General features: G+C 59.7%; 20 protein-coding genes. 8 read left to right on the forward strand and 12 right to left on the reverse strand.

Going from position 1 to position 20351, the window contains the following annotated elements; all coding sequences use genetic code 11:
• Positions 1–11: 11 nt before the first annotated feature.
• The 5 genes from fliR (at position 12) to chrA (ending at position 6450) form a co-directional block, all read left to right on the forward strand.
• Entirely contained in the window at positions 12–785 is a 774-nt protein-coding gene (gene fliR, locus B0E33_RS22300; protein ID WP_023000726.1) for a flagellar biosynthetic protein FliR, read from the forward strand.
• 9 nt (positions 786–794) lie between these two features.
• Positions 795–1874: a flagellar biosynthesis protein FlhB gene (gene flhB, locus B0E33_RS22305; RefSeq protein WP_077292451.1), complete on the forward strand. Its 1080-nt coding sequence runs from the start codon at positions 795–797 to the stop codon at positions 1872–1874.
• A 153-nt stretch (positions 1875–2027) separates the two neighbouring features.
• Positions 2028–4580: a cell cycle histidine kinase CckA gene (gene cckA, locus B0E33_RS22310; protein ID WP_023000728.1), complete on the forward strand. Its 2553-nt coding sequence runs from the start codon at positions 2028–2030 to the stop codon at positions 4578–4580.
• A 52-nt stretch (positions 4581–4632) separates the two neighbouring features.
• On the forward strand, positions 4633–4968 hold the full coding sequence (locus tag B0E33_RS22315; protein WP_077292452.1) for a cupin domain-containing protein: 336 nt from the start codon (positions 4633–4635) through the stop codon (positions 4966–4968).
• Between the two features lie 153 nt (positions 4969–5121).
• Complete coding sequence (chrA, locus tag B0E33_RS22320) at positions 5122–6450, forward strand: chromate efflux transporter (RefSeq protein WP_439126669.1); 1329 nt, start codon at positions 5122–5124, stop codon at positions 6448–6450.
• A gap of 15 nt (positions 6451–6465) precedes the next feature.
• Here the strand turns inward: chrA and B0E33_RS22325 are convergent, their stop codons facing one another.
• The 9 genes from B0E33_RS22325 to B0E33_RS22365 form a co-directional block, all read right to left on the reverse strand.
• Positions 6466–7026 (reverse strand): hypothetical protein, encoded by a 561-nt coding sequence (locus B0E33_RS22325; protein ID WP_077292453.1) that lies wholly within the window; start codon positions 7024–7026, stop codon positions 6466–6468.
• Entirely contained in the window at positions 7010–7639 is a 630-nt protein-coding gene (locus tag B0E33_RS22330; protein ID WP_023000732.1) for a lysophospholipid acyltransferase family protein, read from the reverse strand. The genes B0E33_RS22325 and B0E33_RS22330 overlap by 17 nt, the downstream gene beginning before the upstream one ends.
• 277 nt (positions 7640–7916) lie before the next feature.
• Positions 7917–8843: a phosphatidate cytidylyltransferase gene (locus tag B0E33_RS22335; RefSeq protein WP_075283796.1), complete on the reverse strand. Its 927-nt coding sequence runs from the start codon at positions 8841–8843 to the stop codon at positions 7917–7919.
• Positions 8840–9451, reverse strand: a complete 612-nt coding sequence (locus B0E33_RS22340) for a CDP-alcohol phosphatidyltransferase family protein (RefSeq protein ID WP_077292454.1) — start codon at positions 9449–9451, stop codon at positions 8840–8842. The genes B0E33_RS22335 and B0E33_RS22340 overlap by 4 nt, the downstream gene beginning before the upstream one ends.
• Positions 9452–9532: 81 nt before the next feature.
• Complete coding sequence (locus tag B0E33_RS22345; protein ID WP_077292455.1) at positions 9533–10243, reverse strand: alpha/beta fold hydrolase; 711 nt, start codon at positions 10241–10243, stop codon at positions 9533–9535.
• Entirely contained in the window at positions 10240–11040 is an 801-nt protein-coding gene (locus tag B0E33_RS22350; RefSeq protein ID WP_077292456.1) for an HpcH/HpaI aldolase/citrate lyase family protein, read from the reverse strand. Before B0E33_RS22350 ends, B0E33_RS22345 begins: the two co-directional genes overlap by 4 nt.
• Positions 11034–11870, reverse strand: coding sequence for an HTD2 family dehydratase (locus B0E33_RS22355; protein ID WP_077292457.1), 837 nt, complete (start codon positions 11868–11870; stop codon positions 11034–11036). The genes B0E33_RS22350 and B0E33_RS22355 overlap by 7 nt, the downstream gene beginning before the upstream one ends.
• Positions 11871–11872: 2 nt before the next feature.
• The gene (locus B0E33_RS22360; protein ID WP_208997901.1) at positions 11873–12967 is read right to left on the reverse strand and encodes a CaiB/BaiF CoA transferase family protein; all 1095 of its coding nucleotides are present in this window, start codon (positions 12965–12967) and stop codon (positions 11873–11875) included.
• 2 nt (positions 12968–12969) lie between these two features.
• Positions 12970–14130, reverse strand: coding sequence for an acyl-CoA dehydrogenase family protein (locus tag B0E33_RS22365; RefSeq protein WP_077292459.1), 1161 nt, complete (start codon positions 14128–14130; stop codon positions 12970–12972).
• A 113-nt stretch (positions 14131–14243) separates the two neighbouring features.
• Between B0E33_RS22365 and B0E33_RS22370 the strand changes: the two genes are divergently transcribed.
• Positions 14244–15191 (forward strand): LysR family transcriptional regulator, encoded by a 948-nt coding sequence (locus B0E33_RS22370; RefSeq protein WP_077292460.1) that lies wholly within the window; start codon positions 14244–14246, stop codon positions 15189–15191.
• A 113-nt stretch (positions 15192–15304) separates the two neighbouring features.
• The gene (locus B0E33_RS22375) at positions 15305–16030 is read left to right on the forward strand and encodes a S1 family peptidase (protein ID WP_062488287.1); all 726 of its coding nucleotides are present in this window, start codon (positions 15305–15307) and stop codon (positions 16028–16030) included.
• A 34-nt stretch (positions 16031–16064) separates the two neighbouring features.
• Here the strand turns inward: B0E33_RS22375 and B0E33_RS22380 are convergent, their stop codons facing one another.
• Positions 16065–16766 carry a DUF1287 domain-containing protein gene (locus B0E33_RS22380; RefSeq protein WP_077292461.1) on the reverse strand — a complete coding sequence of 234 codons (702 nt, stop codon included), beginning with the start codon at positions 16764–16766 and terminating at the stop codon, positions 16065–16067.
• A 188-nt stretch (positions 16767–16954) separates the two neighbouring features.
• On the opposite strand from B0E33_RS22380, the gene B0E33_RS22385 reads away from it, so the two are divergent.
• On the forward strand, positions 16955–18490 hold the full coding sequence (locus B0E33_RS22385; protein WP_077292462.1) for a sensor domain-containing diguanylate cyclase: 1536 nt from the start codon (positions 16955–16957) through the stop codon (positions 18488–18490).
• 60 nt (positions 18491–18550) lie between these two features.
• On the opposite strand, the gene B0E33_RS22390 is transcribed toward B0E33_RS22385, so the two are convergent.
• Both B0E33_RS22390 and B0E33_RS22395 read right to left on the reverse strand, forming a co-directional pair.
• Complete coding sequence (locus tag B0E33_RS22390) at positions 18551–19591, reverse strand: PLP-dependent cysteine synthase family protein (RefSeq protein WP_077292463.1); 1041 nt, start codon at positions 19589–19591, stop codon at positions 18551–18553.
• A gap of 36 nt (positions 19592–19627) precedes the next feature.
• The gene (locus tag B0E33_RS22395) at positions 19628–20173 is read right to left on the reverse strand and encodes a helix-turn-helix domain-containing protein (RefSeq protein ID WP_077292464.1); all 546 of its coding nucleotides are present in this window, start codon (positions 20171–20173) and stop codon (positions 19628–19630) included.
• Positions 20174–20351: the final 178 nt, after the last annotated feature.

Consider the following 20351-nt stretch of genomic DNA (forward strand, 5'->3'; position numbering starts at 1 on the left):
CGTGGACCTTCATGACCATCCAGCTCGATTATCTGCCGAATATCGCAGCCATCTTCATGCTGATGTTCGCACGTATGGGCACGATGGTCATGTTGCTGCCGGCTCTGGGCGAAAGCACGATCCCGACGCGGTTTCGGCTGACCATTGCCCTGGCGTTGACGATTGTTCTCTATCCCGTCGGTTCGCAGTATTACCCTGCCGACCTGACATCCAATACCTATCGCATGATTGCACTCCTGTTCGGAGAGCTGGCCATCGGCTTCGGCATCGGCCTGTGCGCCAAGATGATCACGTCCGTATTGCAGATCGCCGGCATGATCATGGCCAACCAGTCCGGCCTTGCCTTCGCGCTTGGGACGGATTTCGCCAACCAGGGCCAGCAGGGGGCGCTGTTCGGCAACTTCCTGTCCATTCTCGGTATTACGTTGGTCTTCGTCAGCGACAGCCACTTCCTGGTGATCGCGGCGCTCCACGACAGTTTCACGATCTTTCCGCCTGGCCTTGCTCCGCCGGTCGGGGACTTTTCACAGAACGCGACGGAAACCGTTGCGCATGTGTTTTCCATCGCGGTGCGCATGAGCGCGCCTTTTCTGGTTGTCGGTCTGGTTTTCTATTTCGGCCTTGGCCTGCTCAACAAGCTGATGCCGCAGATGCAGATCTTCTTTATCGCCATGCCCGTGAATATCGCGATCGGGCTGTTCCTGCTCATGGTGCTGATCGCAACCCTGATGATGTTCTATCTGGATCATTTTCAGGAATCGCTCGGCAAGTTCATCGTGGGGTAGCGCTGCGCTATGGCTGACGATACCGACGACTCGGAAAAAACAGAGGACCCCACGCACAAGCGCCTGAAAGAGGCGCATGACAAGGGGGACGTACCGAAATCTCAGGAAGTCAGCACCTGGTTCACACTGGCCGGTGCGACGCTGATGATTGCCATTTTCGCGCCCAGCACCGCCGTGTCGCTGGGCGAGTTGATGAAGGGCTACATGGAACATGCCCACCAGATTGCGGTGGACGGCTATGCGCTGAAAGCCCTGTGGCGGGACACGGGGCAGTCGGTGGCTCTTATCGTCGGCATTCCGCTGCTGGCGCTGGTGATCATGGCGGTGGCGGGTAATCTCGTCCAGCACCAGCCTCTGCTGACCGCGGAAACGATCAAGCCGAAACTCTCGAAGGTTTCACCGGCCTCCGGTTTCAAGCGGCTGTTTTCCGCCGACAGTCTCGTCAACTTTGCCAAGGGAATGGTGAAGATCGCCGTTGTCGGCGCCATCATGGTGGCGGTGATGTGGCCGCACCGCGACGAAGCGGAAGTTATGGTGTTCGCCGATACGAACATTATCCTGGAGGAGGCCAGGATCCTGATCCTGCAGCTTCTGGCTGCCGTGCTGGCTGTGATGACGGTGGTTGCCGCGGCCGACTTCATCTACCAGCGCAACAAATGGTTCAACAAGCAGAAGATGTCCCTGCGCGAGGTCAAGGAAGAATACAAACAGACCGAAGGTGATCCGCAGGTCAAGGGCAAGATCCGCCAGCTGCGCATGGAGCGGTCGCGCAAGCGCATGATGGCGGCGGTACCGCAGGCCACAGTGGTCGTGACCAACCCGACGCACTATGCTGTGGCGTTGAAGTATGAAGAAGGCATGGGAGCACCGCTCTGCCTTGCGAAAGGTACCGATGCGGTCGCGCTCAAAATTCGTGAGCTCGCCAAGGAAAGCGATATTCCGGTCGTCGAAAATCCGCCTCTGGCCCGCGCGCTTTATGCGACAGTCGAGATCGACCAGGAAGTTCCGGAAGAACACTACAAGGCTGTTGCCGAAGTCATCGGCTTCGTCTTCCGCATGCGCAAGCGCGCATCCTGGCGTGCCAACTAAGTTGCTCTCAAGGATAGCGGACTGAAAAAGTCCGCGGCAAACAGGTGAATTTCAACAGGACTTGGTCGCATATCAGTTGAAATCGGCTATTAAGCACAGAATGCTTATGTACGGCCCCTTCAAGAACCGAATCGGGCCCGGGAGACAGGATTGATGAGTGACATGGACGGGACGCCGAGCGGGCCGATGATCAGCCGCCCGGAACGTTCCGGTAATATAGGCCTTCTCATAGGCCTCGCACTGCTGCTCGTCGGCGCTGCTGCTGCCTTTGCGGTCATGGACCGCGAAGTGGCGCAGCCGTTTATTCTTGCGCTGCTCGGTATCCTGGCCGTCGTCGGCGTTTTCTGCCTGTTTGCCGGAGCCATAGGCTTTCTGCGCCTGTCAGCCCGCCCAGGCGAAGCCAATCCGCTTGCCTCCGCTTTTGTCGATACCCTTGAGGACGGAGCGCTCATTACCGATCTGGACGGCCGGCTTGTCTATGCCAACAAGGCCTATGCGGATCTGACCGGCGCCGAAACGGCTGCCGACATCCGTGTGGTCGAGCGCGTGTTCTCCTCCGATCCGGATGCCGCCGACGCCATTTTCCGCCTGTCCCAGGCCATGCGCGACAGCCGCAGGGCGCAAGAAGAGATCCGCATGCCGTTCCCGCTCGGCAGGGCCGACGGCGCTGCGCGCTGGTATCGGGTGTCGATCCGCCCGTTGCAGGTGTCCAAGGAACGCGGCGGCGGCAAGCCCATGGCGGTCTGGCAGCTGGCCGATATCACCCGCGACCGGGCCGAACAGGAAAACTCGTTTCAGGAACTGCAGCGTGTCATCAATTTCCTGGATCACGCGCCGGCCGGTTTCTTCTCTTGCGATGCGGAAGGCCGCATCGTCTATCTCAACGCCACCCTGGCCGACTGGCTTGGCTACGATCTTGCCCAGTTCGATGCGGGCGACCTCGATCTTTCGAGCATCGTGCGCGGCGACGGCACCGAGCTGATCCGCTCGATCAAGGGTCAGGCGGGCGAGGTCAAGAGCGAAACCTTTGATCTCGACTTCGTCACCCGCAACGGACGCGGCCTGCCGGTGCGACTGCTCCACCGTGTACCTTTTGGCGAAAACGGCCAGCCGGGTGACAGCCGCACACTGGTTCTCAACAGGTCTCGCGGTGAGGAAGCCTCCGAGGCGCTTCGGGCGGCGGAAGTCCGCTTTGCCCGTTTCTTCAACAACACGCCGATCGCCATTGCCTCGCTCGACAAGGAAGGCCGGGTCCTGAGAACCAACGCGCCGTTCCTGAAGCTGTTCGGTGCGGTCGACACGGATGACGAATCTCCCAAGCTGGAGGCTTATGTGGCCGAGAGCGGGCGGCAGGAACTGGCAAAGTCTCTCCAGGCCGCCGCCAACGGGATCGGCGAGATCGCGCCGATAGACATTCCCCTGGTCGAGGGCAATGACCCGCGTTCCGCAACCTTCTACGTCTCCGCAGTGCAGGAAGGTGAGGGCGACGGCGAAGCCGCCATCGTCTACGCGCTTGAAACCACCCAGCAGCGAGCCCTGGAAGCCCAGTTCGCCCAGAGCCAGAAGATGCAGGCCATCGGCCAGCTGGCCGGGGGCGTCGCGCATGACTTCAACAACGTCCTGACTGCGATCATCGGCTTCTCGGATCTGCTTCTGGCAAGCCACCGACCGACCGATCCGTCCTTCCAGGACATCATGAACATCAAGCAGAACGCCAACCGTGCAGCCGGCCTCGTGCGGCAGCTTCTGGCCTTCTCGCGTCGTCAGACGCTGCGTCCGCAGCAACTGGAGCTGAACGACGTTCTGGCAGATCTCTCCATCCTGCTTGACCGCCTGCTGGGCGAGAAGGTGGAACTGAAGGTGATCCACGGCCGGGACCTGTGGCCGGTGATGGCCGACCTGAACCAGCTGGAACAGGTGATCGTCAACCTGGCGGTAAACGCGGGCGATGCAATGTCCGACGGCGGCCGTCTGACCATCCGTACGCGCAACGTCAACGAAGCTGAAAGCACACAGTTCGACAACATCCGCGGCATGCCACCGGGCGAATACACCCTTGTCGAGGTGGACGACACGGGCCACGGCATTCCGCCCGACGTGATGGAGAAGATCTTCGATCCGTTCTTCTCCACCAAGGAAGTCGGCAAGGGAACGGGCCTTGGCCTGTCGACGGTTTACGGCATCGTCAAACAGACCGGCGGTTTCATCTTCTGTACCTCCGAAGTCGATGTCGGCACGACGTTCCGTCTGTTCCTGCCACGCCACATTCCCAAGGTCGTGGAGAAGAAAAAGCCGGAGCCGAAGGAAGTCGAGCCGGAAAAAGTCAAGGATCTGACCGGTTCTGCATCGATCCTGCTGGTGGAAGACGAGGAGGCAGTGCGTGCCTTTGGCGCCCGTGCCCTCGCGTCGCGCGGCTACACCGTCTACGAGGCGGGCTCGGGCAACGAGGCGCTGGAGGTCATGGAAGAGACCGACGGCAAGATCGACCTCGTGGTCTCCGATGTGGTCATGCCGGAAATGGACGGGCCGACGCTTCTGGTCGAGCTGCGCAAGACCCGGCCGGACCTCAAGATCATCTTCGTATCCGGTTATGCCGAGGACGCCTTCGAGGAAAACCTGCCACCGGGCGAACAGTTCTTCTTCCTGCCCAAGCCTTTCACGCTGAAGCAGCTTGCGACGACTGTGAAGGATGTCTTGAACGGATAGGCCGACCTGGTCCAGACTTGCCTCAACACCATCCGTTTGAGGCAAGAGGTCCATGCAGCTTCCAGATTTCATTCGAAAGTTTCCCGCTCTCGATGTTCCCTTTCCCGAGGACGTTGTCAGATCCTACGCAGTGCGCTCGGACGCCGGACTGGTCGTTTTTTTCGATTTCGTGAAGGACATGGTCCTGCCGCCGCATTCGCATCTGGCGCAATGGGGCACTGTCCTGAGCGGCGAGATCGAATTCACCATCGCTGGTGAAACTAGGACGATGGGGCCAGGCGCTATCTACGATATTCCCAGTGGGGCGGAGCACAGTGCGATCATCAAGGCGGGAACCAAGGTGATTGATGTCTTCGAGGAGCCTAACCGCTATCCGGTCAAGGGATAGCACTTCATACAGGCTCTGGTCGCTACCGCCTGCCATTAGGTTGCACCGGTTCAGGTCTGACGGCATTCGGGTAAGGATTGCAGTTACCCTTCCATCCCGATTGCGTTAGAGGAAGGTCACGACAGGTTGTCTGCGACGGAAAGGGCTGACACGTTGACCGCACATCATGCACCTGGTGAAGGCGCTCCGGGCAAGGATGGAACAGCTTTCGACCAGGAAGCATCCTGGCGGCGGCTGATGTCCGTCTTTGGCAGCATTGGTCTGCTGTCTTTCGGTGGTCCGGCCGCACAGATCGCGCTGATGCACCGCAAGCTGGTTGATGAGACCGGCTGGCTTTCGGAAAAAAGCTACGTCAACGCTCTCGGGTTCTGCATGTTGCTGCCGGGGCCGGAAGCCATGCAATTGGCGACATATTGTGGCTGGAAGCTGCGCGGCGTTGCCGGTGGCCTGCTGGCGGGCCTTCTGTTTGTCGTTCCCGGCGCACTCGCAATTTTCGCACTTGCCGCGGTTTACGGAACCTTCGGCAATGTGCCGCTGGTCAGTCAGCTGTTTCTGGGCATCAAGGCGGCCGTCCTGATCGTGGTTCTGGAGGCATTGCTGCGCCTTTCCAGACGTGCACTCACCATCAGGCGGCAATGGGTCATTGCAGCTCTGGCCTTTGTCGGAATTTTCTTTCTGGCTCTGCCGTTCCCGCTGATTGTTCTGGCCGCCGGGCTTTACGGTGCTGCGTTCAGCACTGCGCAGACTGAAAGCCACGGTGAGCCTGGTGTTGCGATTGGCAGGCCGATTGCGAAAACGCTCCGCACGGTGTTTCTCTGGGCCTTCATCTGGCTCGCGCCGCTGGCGCTGCTGGATCTGGCCGGCAGCGTGCCCTTGCTGGCGGATATCGGCTGGTTCTTTTCAAAGCTCGCTGTCGTCACCTTTGGCGGCGCCTATGCGGTGCTTGCCTATATGGCCCAGGACGTCGTCGCCATTCACGGCTGGCTGAGCGCAGGTGAAATGATGGACGGGCTGGGCCTGGCGGAAACAACTCCGGGGCCGCTCATTCTGGTGACCCAGTTCGTCGGCTTTCTGGCGGCCTTTCACGAAGGAGGACTTCTGCTTGGCCTCGCAGGGGGGCTGGTTGCGCTCTGGGCGACCTTTGCTCCCTGTTTTCTCTGGATATTTGCCGGAGCGCCATACATCGAATGGATCTCGGCGCAGCCGAGGCTCAAGTCGGCACTTTCAGCCATCGTTGCGGCGGTGGTCGGCGTCGTGCTCAACCTGTCGGTCTGGTTTGCGCTGCATGTCTTCTTCGAAGAGGTCACGGCGACAAAGTGGGGTGTCGTGACACTCTGGATCCCGGACCTTGCCAGCCTCGACTGGCGCGTGCCGGTCCTCGCGGCCCTTTGTGGCCTGTTGCTCTTGCGGTTTCACATGGGGCTGATCTGGGTGCTGCTGACGGCGGCACTTGGCGGGGTGCTGTTGTCACAAGTGGGATGAGGGGGCTGTGCCCGCTCACCAGCCCGCGGTGAGAAAATAGTTGGCATAGACAAATGGCCAGACCGCAAGGCAAAGGGCGAGCTTTCTCCTGTCGCTGAGACGGGCGCCGACAAGCCGGGACACTGACCAGGAAATGAGGGCGACAAGCACAAACCTTGGTAGCCGCGCCACCGGCGAGACAAGAAAAAGCGATTGTGCGGGGATCGAGGCGTAACCCGCTTCGGCCGAAAGAACCTTGTAAGGGATGCCGCTGAAGGCTCCCCCGAGCAATCCCTCTAACAGGCCTGCCTGCAGCAGCTGCCTGGCCATTTCAAATGTTGGTCCCGAAATCCCGGGCACCAGCAGCAGCACCTGAAGTGTTTCTCCCGGAAAATGCTGTGCGCAGGTCCAGACCAGCAGACCGCCGAACGCGGCCGCGAAGGACGCCAGAAGCGCCGCTATCATGGCTTTGCCCAGGGAGCGAAGCGCGATGATGCTCAAAAGCGCGTCGGGAGCGATGAAGAACAGCGTTGCCTCGGCAAAGCTCCAGAGCGCAGCCAGGCAGAAAAGTGCCCACTTACTATTCCCAGGATGCAAAGGTCTTTTCCGTCGAGAGAGCGTTAAAGCGCTCCTTCAATCCGGTCATAAAATGAGTCCGGTCCTCGTTCCAAGTAATTGGTTCCCCGACGAAAATATCGCAGAAGAACGGCACCAGCAGGAACGACCCCTTCGGCAAGGCCTTGCCGAGGCCGTGGGTGAAGACGGGCACGACCGGTGCTTCCGGGAACCGTTCGGCAAGAAAGGATACGCCTTTCTTGAGATCCGTCATCTGTTCCGGTTCGCCGCGCGAACCTTCCGGAAACAGGATCAGAACCTTGCCCTGACGCAGAACCTCGTAGCAGCCTTCCAGCGGGTCGACATTCTTCTCTTTCCGGCCACGCTCCACCGGGATAATGCCGAGGACATGTTCCGACAGCCAGGCCTTGAGAGGGGAGGAGAAGAAATAATCTGCCGCCGCAACCGGCTTGATGTCCTTCAGCTTCGACAGGGGCATCAAGGCCATCAGCACCATCGTATCCAGATGGCTGTTGTGGTTGGCAACAATGATCGCCGGACCGTTGGCCGGCAGCAGTTCCTTGCGACGCACGTTCAGCCCGAGCAGGAACAGGACCGCGATCTTGACGAAAATGTAGAAGATCTTCTGGAGCATCAACGGAGGTTCCTGAATGCTGACGATCGAGCGCTTGTTCCAGTGTCGTCCTCTCCTCGGTCACCCCGGACGCAGCGAAGCGGAGATCCGGGGCCGGGGAACCCAGGCGCATGATCAGTGGCTGCACCTTTCAGCCGATCTAGTGGCTCCCCGATCCCGGCTCGCGCAGCGCTTGGCCGGGATGACGAGAGGAGAGGCGCGTGGGCTTGGAGAAGAGAGAAAGAGAAGCCTGCCGACTGCGTGCGCAGAGTGAGAGCGGTCATCCTGACATCCCCCTTCAGTAATAGAAATAGCGGGTGAAGTGGAAGAACAGCGGCGCGGTGTAGGTCAGGCTGTCTATCCGGTCGAGGATGCCACCATGACCGGGAATAAGACTGCCGGTGTCCTTGACGCCGAGATCCCGCTTCAGGGCCGAGACGGTGACATCTCCAACGAACCCTGCAACCGGGATCAGCAGGCCGGCGGCAGCGGCGTGGATCATGTCAAAGGGCGTGACCAGCGGTGCGGTCAGAAGGGACAGAACGAAAGTGGTTGCAACGCCGCCAAGAAAGCCTTCCCACGTCTTGTTGGGACTGACGCCCGGAATGATCTTGTGACGGCCAAACAGTTTGCCCCAGGTGTATTGGGCAACGTCGTTGAACTGGGTCAGGAACAGGAGGAACAGCAGCAGGCCTGGACCGCCGGTGCTGTTGGCCTCGGTCGCCGGCAGGATCAGGAGGAAAGCCGCGTGGCTGATGGAAAAGACGCACAGCATCAGGCCCCAGTTGAGGGTGCCGACAGCGCGCAGGAAGCCCTCGGTCTGCTGGGTCAGAAGGCTGACGAAGGGCAGGAACAGGAACATGTAGACCGGGATGAACACCGCGAACATGCCATAGTAGCTATCGTAGACCCAGAAGTACTGCACGGGGATCGACAGATACGCCCAGAACAGCACCCGCCTGTCAGCCCGGCGGGTGGGGATCATCGAAAAATACTCCTTCAGCGCCAGGAAGCTGATGAGGGCGAAAACAATGATCGAGACCGTGTTGCTCACCAGGAAGGAGACGGTGAAGATTGCCACCATCACCCACCAGCTGACGGTGCGCTGAACCAGTTCGCTCATGTTCTTGGTGGAGCGTTTCGAAATCACGAAGACGATGGCGCTGGCAACGCACAGCACGGCCCAGATGCCGATCAGGGCCCAATGGATGGTCAGGAGGTTCATGCGGATTGTTTCTCCCTGATTGCCGCCCTGGCGCGGTTGAAGATGGTGACCGCGGACAGCGCCAGCCCGGCACCGAAAAGGATCTGATAAAGGAGAGGCGCGGTCAGGCCAAAGGCCATCAGTAACCCGCAAAGACCGAACAGGGCTGCCCGGTCGCTCTTGCCGAAGGGGCCGTCATACCGGCGGCTTGCACCGATCTGGACTGCGATCACGCCGGTCATTTCACCGATAATGGCAAGTACGACCAGTCCGACGACAATCGGCCCATCGACAAAAGGCAGGAGTGCGAAGGGCAGGTAGAGCGCAGCGTCTGACAGCACATCGCCCAGTTCGTTGAGCACCGCGCCAAGGTCGGATTTCTGGTCGTGTTCCCGCGCCAGCATGCCGTCGATGGCATTGAGGCCCATGCGGATGAACAGAACCAGCGGCAGCAGGATCAGGGGCAGGAACGAGCCGGGAAAGATCCAGAGCAGCAGGCCTTCGCCAATCGACAGGCCAAGCGCGGCCAGGGTTACCTGATTGGCTGTCACCCCGTTTGCGGCAAGCGATCTGCACACGGGGCGAAGCAGGTCCTGAAAACGGGACTTCAGCTGGTAAATCGTTGGCATTCAAAAACTTTCCCGACTAATTTTCGGGAAAGATATAGGTATAGATCACCCGGTGCACGCTAGAATTTCAATTACCTGCTGTCACTTCCTGACAGGGTGGCGCTGGAGCAGGCGTTTCAGGTGATCAGTAACATTTTCCGGCTCTTCCAGCGGTGTCAGGTGGCCACTGTGTTCCAGGACGACAAGGTCCGCTGACGGGATCAGGCTGGCCATGGACCGATGAAGCTCCGGCGGTGTCAACTGATCATGATTGCCACACAGCAACAGAGTCGGGCACGTAATGCCGGTGAGCGACGCGCGGCTGTCGGGGCGAGCAATGCGGGTCTGGCGAATGAAGACGTCCGGGCCAAGGCGCCGCGTCATGGCACGAACCCGATTGATCATGTCGGCATTGTCCCGGTTTTCCGGGGCAAGATAGGACTGGGCGAGTTTTCTGCCGAAACCGTGGAAACGGCCCGGTTTCGACGCCTGGGAAATCAGCTCTTCGCGCTCTGCGGCGCGTTCCGGCGTGTCAGGCAGCATGGTGGTGTCGAGGAGGGCGAGATGGGTCACGCGTTCCGGGGCGCGGCGCAGGATTTCCTGAGCGACGATACCGCCGAGCGAAAACCCGGCCAGCGCAAAGCGGTCCTCGCTGGTGGCCAGAACCATTTCCGCCAGAGCCCCCAGCGAACTACCGCGTGTTATGTCCGCAACCCGGGGGCGAGCGATGTCAGCGAGACCGGTGATCTGATCCCGCCAGAGATCCGCATCGTTCAGGAGCCCCGGGATCAGGACGATCTGCGGCAGGCTCATGCATCGGCCTCCTGCGCGGAGGCGAGGATTGTCCGGGCACGGATGCGGACCGGCTCGTCGACCATTGCGCCATCGACATTGGCTGCGCCATCACCCGATGCGAGAACACGCCTGGCCCACTCGATTTCGTCTAGGCTCGGGGCGAAGGCGCGTTTGATCTCGGCAAGCTGTCTTGGGTGAATGCAGAGTTTGCCGGCCATACCGAGATCCCGTGCATGGCAGGCGTCTTCAAATGTCTGCGCAGGATTGTCGAGCTGTGCAGTGACGCCGTCGATCGGGGCCGCGATGCCGGCAAGCCGGGACGCCAGAACCAGTTCAGAGCGAACGGGCAAGAGCACCTCCTTCAAATGCGCGCAGCCAAGATCGGCGCAATAGTCGATGGACCCGAAAGCCAGTCGAACCACCCCATCGGTGCTTGCAATGCTCCTGGCATTGGCAAGTCCCCTGGCACTTTCAACGAGCGCGATAACCGGGACCGAGCCGCCCAGGGCAGTGTGGAGCGTGGCAATCTCTCCGGGAGCCTCCGCCTTCGGCAGCATGACGGCATCCGGTGCCAGCTTGCGAAGAGCAACGACATCCTCCGGGTGCCACGAAGTCCCAACGGCGTTGATGCGCACGATGATAGGTTTTTCGGTGAAGCCGGTTGTCAGATTGGTACGGGCGGCCTCTTTCTCCGATGCGGGAACCGCGTCTTCCAGATCCAGGATGATCGCGTCGGCTTCGGTTGCGGCTGCCTTGGGGAACCGGTCGGGCCTATTTGCCGGCACGAACAGAGGTGTCCTGACTGCCGTTACCATGCTGCCGTCGCCTCCATGGCAACCGGGCCGCCAAGCTGCGCGGTCCAGAGCTTCATGGTTTCTCCCTCCGTTTGCGCGTTCACCGTGAAGTCCGCCGTATCGAATATGGTCGACAGACTTCGAAACCGGAAGGTTTTCGGTGCTCTTTCCTTGAGATCCGCAGCGAACTGGCAAAGCAATGTTGCCTGCAAGGGACCGTGAACAATAAGCCCTGGATAGCCTTCCACGTCGCGGACATAGTCCTTGTCGTAGTGGATGCGGTGCCCATTGAAGGTCATGGCCGAATAGCGGAAGAGGTAAGCGGCCGATGGCGTGATCTGCATGACGTCGTCTCCAGCCGGTGCAGGCGCCGCGGTCGACTTCATGCCCGCAACGTTCTGCGCCTCCCGGTAGACGATGTCCTGACGCTCGTTCAAGACAGGTCTGCCGTCAGAAGTGACTTCATGATTGACCGTGACGAAACAGAGTGGCCCGGTGCGGCCCTGTTTCAGGACCACATCCCTGACGGTTGACACCCGCCGGACCTCTTCGCCAATCCGGATGTCACCCTGGAAGGTAAACTCGCCGCCTGCCCACATGCGCCGGGGCAGGGGCACGGGCGGCAGGAAGCCGCCACGGGCTGCATGACCGTCCGGCCCCAGACCGGCTGTCTGAACGGCCGGCTGAGCAAGGCAGAAATGGATCAGCAGCGGCGCGATATCACCTGGAGCTTCACCTGATGTCCGGTCAAAGGTCGCGTTGAATTGGCGAACCAGTGCGGGGTTCAAGACCTCCGAGGCGCTGTCTTCGCGCCCTATCCAGCCGCGCAGGTGGTCGATGTCGAGGTCCATGATCACGCCTCCAGGGGCTTGAGGGCCGGGATAGGGCCGTAGCTGCGCGGTTCGCCCGAAAAGATGGCTGCAGGGGCGGGGAAGGAGACCGGGCCATTCGGGCTGTCGACGGTGATACGCCTCAGGTGCAGATGGGTCGACAGGCCTTCCATATCGTTGACCGAGGCCAATGCGATATTAGCCTCCGTCAGCAACCTGATGGCCGTTTCGGCATCAAATTTCGCAAAGGCTTCGGCAACAGCGGCATCCGTTTCACTGCGATTGTTCACCCGCGCGACGTTTGTTGCGAACCTTGGATCGGTGCCGAGTTCGGGTTTTCCAATGAAGTCGCTGCAAAGGGTCCTCCATTCCCGGTCGCTTTGAATGGCGATCAGAATTGCCGGACCTTCCTTTGGCTGGAAGACGCCATAGGGCGCAATCGAAGGATGGGCGAGGCCGACCCGCTGGGGGCTCTTGCCGCCTTCATGGTTGAGAAGGGGGACGGTCAGCCAGTCGGCCAGAACATCGAACATGGAGACCGAGATCTGCGTGCCCTTGCCGGTGATCCCGCGCTGGATCAGGGCTTCCAGAATGGCGGTATAGGCCGTTGCCCCGGTGGCGATGTCGACAAGGGAAATTCCGACACGCGCGGGTTCGTTCGGTCCGCCGGTGATCGAACAAAGACCGGTTTCGGCCTGGATCAGCAAATCATAGGCCTTGCGGTCGGCCATCGGCCCAGTTTCGCCGAAACCGCTGATGGAGCAGGTAATAAGGCGCGGATAATCCAGCACCAACCTGCCCGGATCAAAACCAAGGCGGGCCAGGGCGCCAGGCTTGAGGTTCTGGATCAGGACATCGGCGTTTGCGATCAGCTGCGCCAGCTTTTCCTTGCCCGTGTCGGAACCAAGATCCAGCGTGATGCTGTCCTTGCCCCGGTTCAGCCAGACAAAGTAACTCGACTGGCCCTTGGCAACGTCGTCATACCCCCGGGCAAAATCACCTTCGGGCCGTTCGACCTTGGTGACTGTCGCTCCGGCATCCGCAAGCCGGGACGTGGCGTAGGGGGCGGCCACCGCCTGTTCGATGGCGACGACCTTCAATCCTTCCAGCGGCAGCACCATCAGAACGACCTCGGCAGGCCAAGCACATGCTCGGCAACATAAGAAAGGATGAGGTTGGTGGAGATTGGCGCTACCTGGTAGAGCCGCGTCTCGCGGAACTTGCGCTCGACGTCATATTCGCAGGCAAAACCGAAGCCGCCATGGAACTGGATGCAGGCATTTGCGGCTTCCCAGCTTGCCTTTGCGGCCAGGTATTTGGCCATGTTTGCCTCCGCGCCGCAGGGAGCGCCGGCATCAAACAGGCTACAGGCCTTGTAGCGCATCAGGTTGGCCGCCTCGATCTCGATATAGGCTTCGGCTATGGGAAACTGGACGCCCTGGTTCTGGCCTATGGGACGGCCGAAGACTTCCCGTTCGCGCACATAGTCGGTCACCTTGTCGGTGAACCAGTAGCCATCACCGATACATTCGGCGGCAATCAACGTGCGTTCGGCGTTGAGGCCGGTAAGGATATATTTGAAGCCTTTTCCTTCCTCGCCGATGAGATTTTCTTCCGGGATTTCCAGATTGTCGAAGAAGAGTTCGTTGGTCTCGTGGTTGACCATGTTCAGGATCGGGCGAACCTCCATGCCTGATTTCATGGCTTGCCTGATATCGACCAGGAAGATCGAAAGGCCTTCCGATTTCTTCTGCACGTCGGCAAGCGGCGTTGTGCGCGCCAGGAGGATCATCAGGTCGGAATGCTGCACACGGCTGATCCAGACCTTCTGGCCGTTGACGACGTAGCGGTCGCCCTTCTTCACGGCGGTGGTCTTGATCCTGGTGGTGTCCGTGCCCGTGGTCGGCTCGGTCACGCCCATGGACTGCAACCGCAATTCGCCGCTTGCGATCTTCGGCAGATATTTCAGCCGCTGTTCTTCCGAGCCATGCCGCACGAGCGTGTTCATGTTGTACATCTGGCCGTGACAAGCGCCGGAATTGCCGCCTGCACGGTTGATTTCTTCCATGATGACCGAAGCTTCGGTGAGCCCGAGGCCCGATCCGCCGTAGTCCTCCGGGATAAGTGCGGCCATCCAGCCTTCGCGTGTCAGGGCGTCGACAAATTCTTCCGGATAGGAGCGGGCCTCATCGATCTTGCGGTGGTATTCGGCGGGAAACTGGGCACATAGCGCGCGGATGCCGTCGCGAATGTCCTGGTAGCTGTCGGTTTGGCTTGTCATATGGGCTTTTCGTCTGGCGTGTTCGTTGACCGCAGTTAAGCCGCTGAACTGCTATTGAACAAATATATGTTTTGGATGGGTATCATATAAATTTTATATGCTAACTTGTTGCCATGGACATCCGCCAACTCCGCTATTTTCTGGAAATCGTTGCGCAGGGTTCGCTTACGCGGGCTGCCGAAAGCCTGCATGTGGCGCAGCCGGCCCTGTCGCTGCACCTGAAGAACATGGAGGAGCAGCTTGGCACCAGGCTGCTGACGCGCAGTCGCTCCGGTGTCACGCCCACGGAGGCGGGAGACCTGCTGCTGCAAAGGGCGCGGGCAATTCTCGAGGATCTGGCGCGCACGGAAGACGATATCCGCAATCTGGAAACCGATCCGTCCGGCATCGTGCGGATCGGCCTGCCGGGCACGATCAGCGCCATGGTGTCTCTGCCGTTGATCCTGGCGGCGCGTGAGCGCTTTCCGCGGATCACGCTCAATATTACCGAGGCCATGAGCGGTTTTGTTGGCGATTGGCTGAGCGAAGGCAAGATCGATCTTGCCGTGCTTTACAGCCGTTCCAAGGATGCACGTATCCGGTCTGAATTATTGCTTGAAGAAGAGCTTGTGGTTCTGTGGCCCGCCGATGCCGAACGTCCGCTGGAAATGAACATTGAGGCACTCGACAACGTGCCAATGGTGCTGCCGAGCGGAGCACACGGCTTGCGGGTGCTGATTGACAGGACGTTCCAGGCGCTGGGCTTTGCACCCGAAATCGCGATGGAAATCGACTCCTTCAACAATATCAAACGCCTGGTGGCAGCCGGGTTTGGCCCGTCGATCCTGCCGCTTTACGCGGTGACTGAGGAAGTGGCAGCAGGTTCCCTTTGTGTCAGCCGCATTGCCGCGCCGGGGCTCTGGCGCGGGGCTCATCTGATGTCGCCGGGTGGACGACCGGTGACGCGGGCGCTGGAAGCGGTGCACGCTTTGCTGCGCGAGGTTATCCTGGATCTGCGCGACAAGGGGGCCTGGGCCGCTTCCCGGCCACCGCAGGTTTCCGGCACCGAGACTGTCTCCTGAGGGGAACAAAACCCGGAGCTCTGTCGTTTTCCCGATACTGCCCTATGCTGCCTGAGCAAGCAGCCTGTCCATGTGTGCAAGGCTTCCCGCTATTTCTGGAGAACCGATTGACGATGATCGACGCTGTCCTGCTGACCTCGCCCCGTATTTCCACCTTTGATGACCAGACCTATCTCACGAACGCCAGCAGCTTTTTCTTTGCGCGTGATGAGCGCCTGTTTCTCGTTACCAGCCGGCATGTCATGGTGGATGAGCCAAGCGGGCATCATCCCTCCCGTATCGAAATCGAACTCCACAACGACCCTGAAAACCTGGCCGACTCCATCGCTTTTTCGATTCCGCTTTTCCGGGATGGCAAAAGCCTCTGGCGTCAGGGAGAGGATACGGCAGGCGATATCGACGTTGCCGTGATCGAGATTGACCGGGCGGCGCTACCTGAAAATATCGTCTATCGGGCCTTCGGGCCGGAACACCTGAGTGACCCGCAAGAGCATGTCGAGATCGGATCATCCATTCTGGTTGTCGGTTTCCCGCTCGGGTTTCATGACACGCTCCATCACATGCCGGTGGTCCGCCACGCGGTCGTGGCTTCCTCCTTCGGCTTTCGGTTTCAGGGCATGGGCTATTTCCTGACCGATGCCCGCACGCATCGCGGCACAAGTGGGGCTCCGGTGGTCATGCGCAATACGGCAGACACCGCAAGCGAACTGCCGTGGAAACTGCTTGGCGTTCACTCTGCCCGCCTCGATGTCGGCACGCGCGATCTCGTGCTGGATGAGGCGCTAGGCCTCAATTGCGCCTGGTATGCGGACATTCTGATGACGCTTACGGAGGGGTGACCCACCGTCAAAGGCAAACTTCAGCCCTGTAGCGTCAGGCGGGTTTGAACCTGTAGTGGCCGGTGATTTCGAAATCGAACAACCGGTCTTCCAGCTGCGTTCCAGCACCAATGTTGTGGACCACCATTGGTCGTTCGCTGTCTGCGGAGGCACGGTGACTGACAATCGCCATGTGCGGCAGGTTGCCAGGCAGCATCTGGGAAACGACGTCGCCGGGCTGATAGTCTTTGGCGTTTGCAGTGACCGGAAGAGCTGCGCCTTTTCGTCTGAAAAAGGTCTGCAGGTTTGGCACTCGCCGGTGGTCGATGTTCCTGTCCGGGCGTTTGAGACCCCAGATCTTTGGATAGGACGAAAAGTCCGACTTCATGTCCGCATTGACGGCCGACTGAAGATCGTAGCCGAAAGCGTCGCGGTAGGCTCTGACGACCACATCGGTGCATACACCGCGTTCGCGCGGCAGGTCGCCATTGGGAAACGGGAGCGAGACATAGGCTGGATCGTAGACCACCGTAACGCCGATCTGGCTTTCTGCCGCCTCAATCAGCTGTCCCGCCCACGGATTGGGCAAAGCAAAACTTTTTGACGTTGCTTCAGTGGGCGGCGTGGACGGTCCGGCAAGTGCCTTGCTGACGAGCTGCAACCCGGTTTGCAGCCGATAAGCGGGGAGGGTGTGTGCCGCGTAGGCGCCTCCTGCTGCCAGAAGTCCGGTTCCGAACAGGAATGTACGCCGCTTCATGTGAGAGCTCCCATAGATCTGAAGCCGGAATACTGGCGGAGTGGGACCGGAATGGGGCGAGGCGACATTTGACCGATTTTCCCGTTGGGTAAACCAATACGCGTGTCGTTGCGGAAGTCGGTCAATTGCACGTTTTTTGTTCTCGAAAATTTAATCTGATGAGTCTTTACTGCAGCAAAAGGCGGTAAATGTTGACGAAATTTGGGGAAATACTGCTGAAAACGGCAATGATTGTCTTTTTGTCCTGGCTGGCGACGCCTGCCCAGGCCGAGCAGGCATCCCTGTCCTATGATCAGTTCTTTCTGCGTCACAGCGCAACCATGATTCTGATCGATCCGGATACCGGAAGCATTCTTGATGCCAACAATGCCGCGGCAGACTTCTACGGGTTCGACCGGGATACGCTGCGCCGCATGTCCATTCAGAACATCAATCAGCTGACGGCCGAGCAGGTTGAAGCCGAACGTCAACTTGCCAAGGCTGAACACCGAAATTTCTTTATCTTCCGCCACAAGCTGGCAGATGGCACCGTTCGAAGCGTAGAAGTTCATTCAACTCCGGTGGACTACGACGGCAGGAAGGCTTTGCTTTCCGTGGTGCACGATATTTCCGACGACCGGCAGCGGGAACAAGAACTGTGGCACTACAAGAACCGCCTGGAGGAAATGGTCGACAGCAAGAGCGCGGAACTTTCCTCTGCCTATAACGCCCGGAACCAGTGGATGCTGGGCCTGGTGGGTACGCTTGGACTGTCACTTGTCGTCGTCAGTTTTCTGCTGCTTGAAAGACACACCGCGCACAAGCGGCTGCGATCCTCGGAGCAGCGTTTGCGAGAGATCATCTTCGGCACCAACGTCGGGACCTGGGAATGCAACGTTCAGACCGGGGAGGTGGTCTACAACGAACGCTGGGCTGAAATTCTCGGCTATTCGCTGGCCGAGTTGCAGCCGCTCAGCCGACAGACCTGGTACCGGTTGACCCATCCGGACGATGTGGAAAAATCTGAGCAGAAGCTGGCAGAGGTGTTTTCCGGAGCAAGGGAAGCCTACGACAACGAAATTCGCATGCGCCACAAGGAGGGCAGGTGGGTCTGGGTTCTCGACAGGGGACGTGTGGTCGAATGGACGAAAGACGGCAAGCCTTTGCGCATGTCCGGCACCCATTCGGATATTACCCGTCTGAAGAAGACGGAAGAAGCTGTCAGGCGGCTAGCGATGACCGACCATCTGACAGGCCTTTCGAACCGGGCACATTTCAGCCAGAGCCTTGCGGAAAACGTCGCCATTGCAGACCGGGATAACCGCAAGTTTGCGCTGATGATGCTGGACCTTGATACCTTCAAGCCGGTCAACGACAGCCACGGGCATCCGGTGGGTGACGCGCTGCTCCAGGCCGTTGCCTCCACCATCAAGCGCTGCACGCGCGAAGGGGATGTCGTGACCCGGATCGGCGGGGATGAGTTTGCCGTGATCATCGGCGATTATGCGGAAGAGAAGGATGTTCTGGCCTGTGCCACCCGCATTTACCGGGAGGTCTCGCGGCCGATGGAAATCAAGGGCAAGGATATCAACATCAGCATCAGCATCGGGGTGTCATTCTATCCCGATGATGCAGATGATGCCAAATCGCTGATCACCCACGCGGATCAGGCCATGTATGAAGCCAAGAAGAGCGGGTCGAACGTCCTGACGTATGAAGCCTACAGGATGCGGGTGGCGAGCTAGCTGCGGTGAAAGTGAACGACATTCCTATGGCCTGCCTTCTCGCTCAGCCCTGCTCCTTGTCTAGACCCAGCGTGCCAGTTCCTCTTCGTAGGGTGAGATATCGCCGAACTTCGCCGTGACCCAGGCCGGATTGTAGTAGGTATCGAGATAGCGCTGACCGCTGTCGCACATCAGCGTGACGATCGAGCCTGTCTCGCCTTTGTCGATCATCTGGCCGGCGATTTGCAGCGCCCCCCACAGATTTGTGCCGGTGGAAGCGCCCGCCTTGCGGCCGATCAGTTTCTCCAGCCACAGGATCGTTGCAATGCTTGCGGCATCGGGCACCTTGATCATGTCGTCGATGACGTCCGGCAGAAACGAGTGTTCCACCTTTGGCCGGCCAATGCCTTCGATCCGGCTTGAGCAGTTTTCGGTGAGAGCGTGGTTCCCGGTACGGTAGGCATCATAGAAGACCGAGTTTTCCGGATCGACCACGGTCAGGCCGGTGTCGTAGCCCCGGTAGCGGATAAACCGGCCAAGCGTTGCGGACGTGCCACCCGTGCCGGCGCTCATCACCAGCATCTTCGGCACAGGATGTGGCTCGAATTCCATCTGGTTGAAGATGCTTTCGGCAATGTTGTTGTTCCCGCGCCAGTCGGTTGCCCGCTCCGCATAAGTGAACTGGTCCATGAAATGCCCGCCGAGCTGTTCGGCAAGGTCCACCGCCGCGCCGTGCATCTCGGGCGCTGATCCGACGAAATGCGGTTCACCGCCGTAGAGCCGGATTTGCTCGATCTTGCTGTGGGCGGTGCTTTGCGGCACCACGGCAATGAATGGCACGCCGATCATTTGCGCGAAATAAGCTTCCGAAACGGCCGTGCTGCCCGACGAGGCTTCGATCACCGGTGTGCCTTCGCGGATCCTGCCGTTGCACAGCGCATATAGAAACAGCGACCGGGCGAGACGGTGCTTCAGGCTGCCGGTCGGGTGGGTGCTTTCATCCTTCAGATAGATATCGACACCGGCGCAACTGAGGCCATGCAGCTTGAACAGATGCGTGTCGGCGGACCGATGCGCATCCGCGTTAATCCTGGCGACAGCATCTCGCACCCATTTGTCCATCGCAGTTCTCCCGGCAGTTGTTGCCCAAGAGTGGCGCTAAAGCGGAATGCCCGCAATATGGGCGATGAGTTCCAGGCTGTTGCGGGCGCTGAATTTCTTCATCAGCCGAGCCCGGTGGACCTCGACCGTGCGCGGTGACAGCCCGAGAAGGCGGGCGATTTCCTTGGTTGTATTTCCTTCGGCCAGCAGTTTGGCCACCTGGCGTTCCCGCAGGCTCATTTCAGCCAGTGGCCGGTCTTCGGAAATGTCGGCAAAGCTCCAGACCGCCCGTGCGAACGGGGCGTCAAGGTTGAGAGACTGGCCACGCACGCGGCACCAGAACAGATCTCCGGATTTGCGACGCATGATGCGTTCATCCCGGTAGCGACCACTGCCTTTCATCCGTTCCAGTCCGATCTTGCCGATGCGGAGAAACTCTTCCGAAGAGGGATAAAGGACAGACAGCGAGGCCCCGGAAAGTTCCTCCGGTTCAAAGCCGAACATATCGGCAAGACGCGCATTGCAGCATCGGATCTGCCGCTCTTCCGTCAAGGCCAGGCCGACGGGCGCATTGTCGAAAGCAAGCGCTGCGAAGTCGTCCATGGGCTCCCCATTACGTGTTTTGACGGAATTTTCGCTCTAAGGGTCTGAAGAGTATCAGATAGCTGTCCCGCACGGCCGTTTTTCTGGAAACCACATCTGGTCCGGAAGAACCAGCGAGCCGAAGGGATGAGGGAGGTGCCGGGAGGAGACTGGCTGGGGTGTGTCCGGAGGACGGCAT

It is taken from the genome of Roseibium algicola, from assembly GCF_001999245.1.
GTDB lineage: Bacteria > Pseudomonadota > Alphaproteobacteria > Rhizobiales > Stappiaceae > Roseibium > Roseibium algicola.

Coding starts and splice junctions, on each gene's coding strand:
- B0E33_RS22365 (WP_077292459.1), bottom strand. CDS start 14,130: ATGACAAGCCAAACCGACAGCTACCAGGACATTCGCGACGGCATCCGC.
- B0E33_RS22355 (WP_077292457.1), bottom strand. CDS start 11,870: ATGGACCTCGACATCGACCACCTGCGCGGCTGGATAGGGCGCGAAGAC.
- B0E33_RS22335 (WP_075283796.1), bottom strand. CDS start 8,843: ATGAACCTCCTGACCATCCATTGGGCCCTGATCGGCATCTGGGCCGTG.
- B0E33_RS22350 (WP_077292456.1), bottom strand. CDS start 11,040: ATGGTAACGGCAGTCAGGACACCTCTGTTCGTGCCGGCAAATAGGCCC.
- B0E33_RS22385 (WP_077292462.1), top strand. CDS start 16,955: ATGTTGACGAAATTTGGGGAAATACTGCTGAAAACGGCAATGATTGTC.
- B0E33_RS22395 (WP_077292464.1), bottom strand. CDS start 20,173: ATGGACGACTTCGCAGCGCTTGCTTTCGACAATGCGCCCGTCGGCCTG.
- fliR (WP_023000726.1), top strand. CDS start 12: ATGACCATCCAGCTCGATTATCTGCCGAATATCGCAGCCATCTTCATG.
- B0E33_RS22380 (WP_077292461.1), bottom strand. CDS start 16,766: ATGAAGCGGCGTACATTCCTGTTCGGAACCGGACTTCTGGCAGCAGGA.
- B0E33_RS22330 (WP_023000732.1), bottom strand. CDS start 7,639: ATGCTCCAGAAGATCTTCTACATTTTCGTCAAGATCGCGGTCCTGTTC.
- cckA (WP_023000728.1), top strand. CDS start 2,028: ATGAGTGACATGGACGGGACGCCGAGCGGGCCGATGATCAGCCGCCCG.
- flhB (WP_077292451.1), top strand. CDS start 795: ATGGCTGACGATACCGACGACTCGGAAAAAACAGAGGACCCCACGCAC.
- B0E33_RS22375 (WP_062488287.1), top strand. CDS start 15,305: ATGATCGACGCTGTCCTGCTGACCTCGCCCCGTATTTCCACCTTTGAT.
- B0E33_RS22370 (WP_077292460.1), top strand. CDS start 14,244: ATGGACATCCGCCAACTCCGCTATTTTCTGGAAATCGTTGCGCAGGGT.
- B0E33_RS22345 (WP_077292455.1), bottom strand. CDS start 10,243: ATGAGCCTGCCGCAGATCGTCCTGATCCCGGGGCTCCTGAACGATGCG.
- B0E33_RS22390 (WP_077292463.1), bottom strand. CDS start 19,591: ATGGACAAATGGGTGCGAGATGCTGTCGCCAGGATTAACGCGGATGCG.
- B0E33_RS22315 (WP_077292452.1), top strand. CDS start 4,633: ATGCAGCTTCCAGATTTCATTCGAAAGTTTCCCGCTCTCGATGTTCCC.
- B0E33_RS22340 (WP_077292454.1), bottom strand. CDS start 9,451: ATGCCAACGATTTACCAGCTGAAGTCCCGTTTTCAGGACCTGCTTCGC.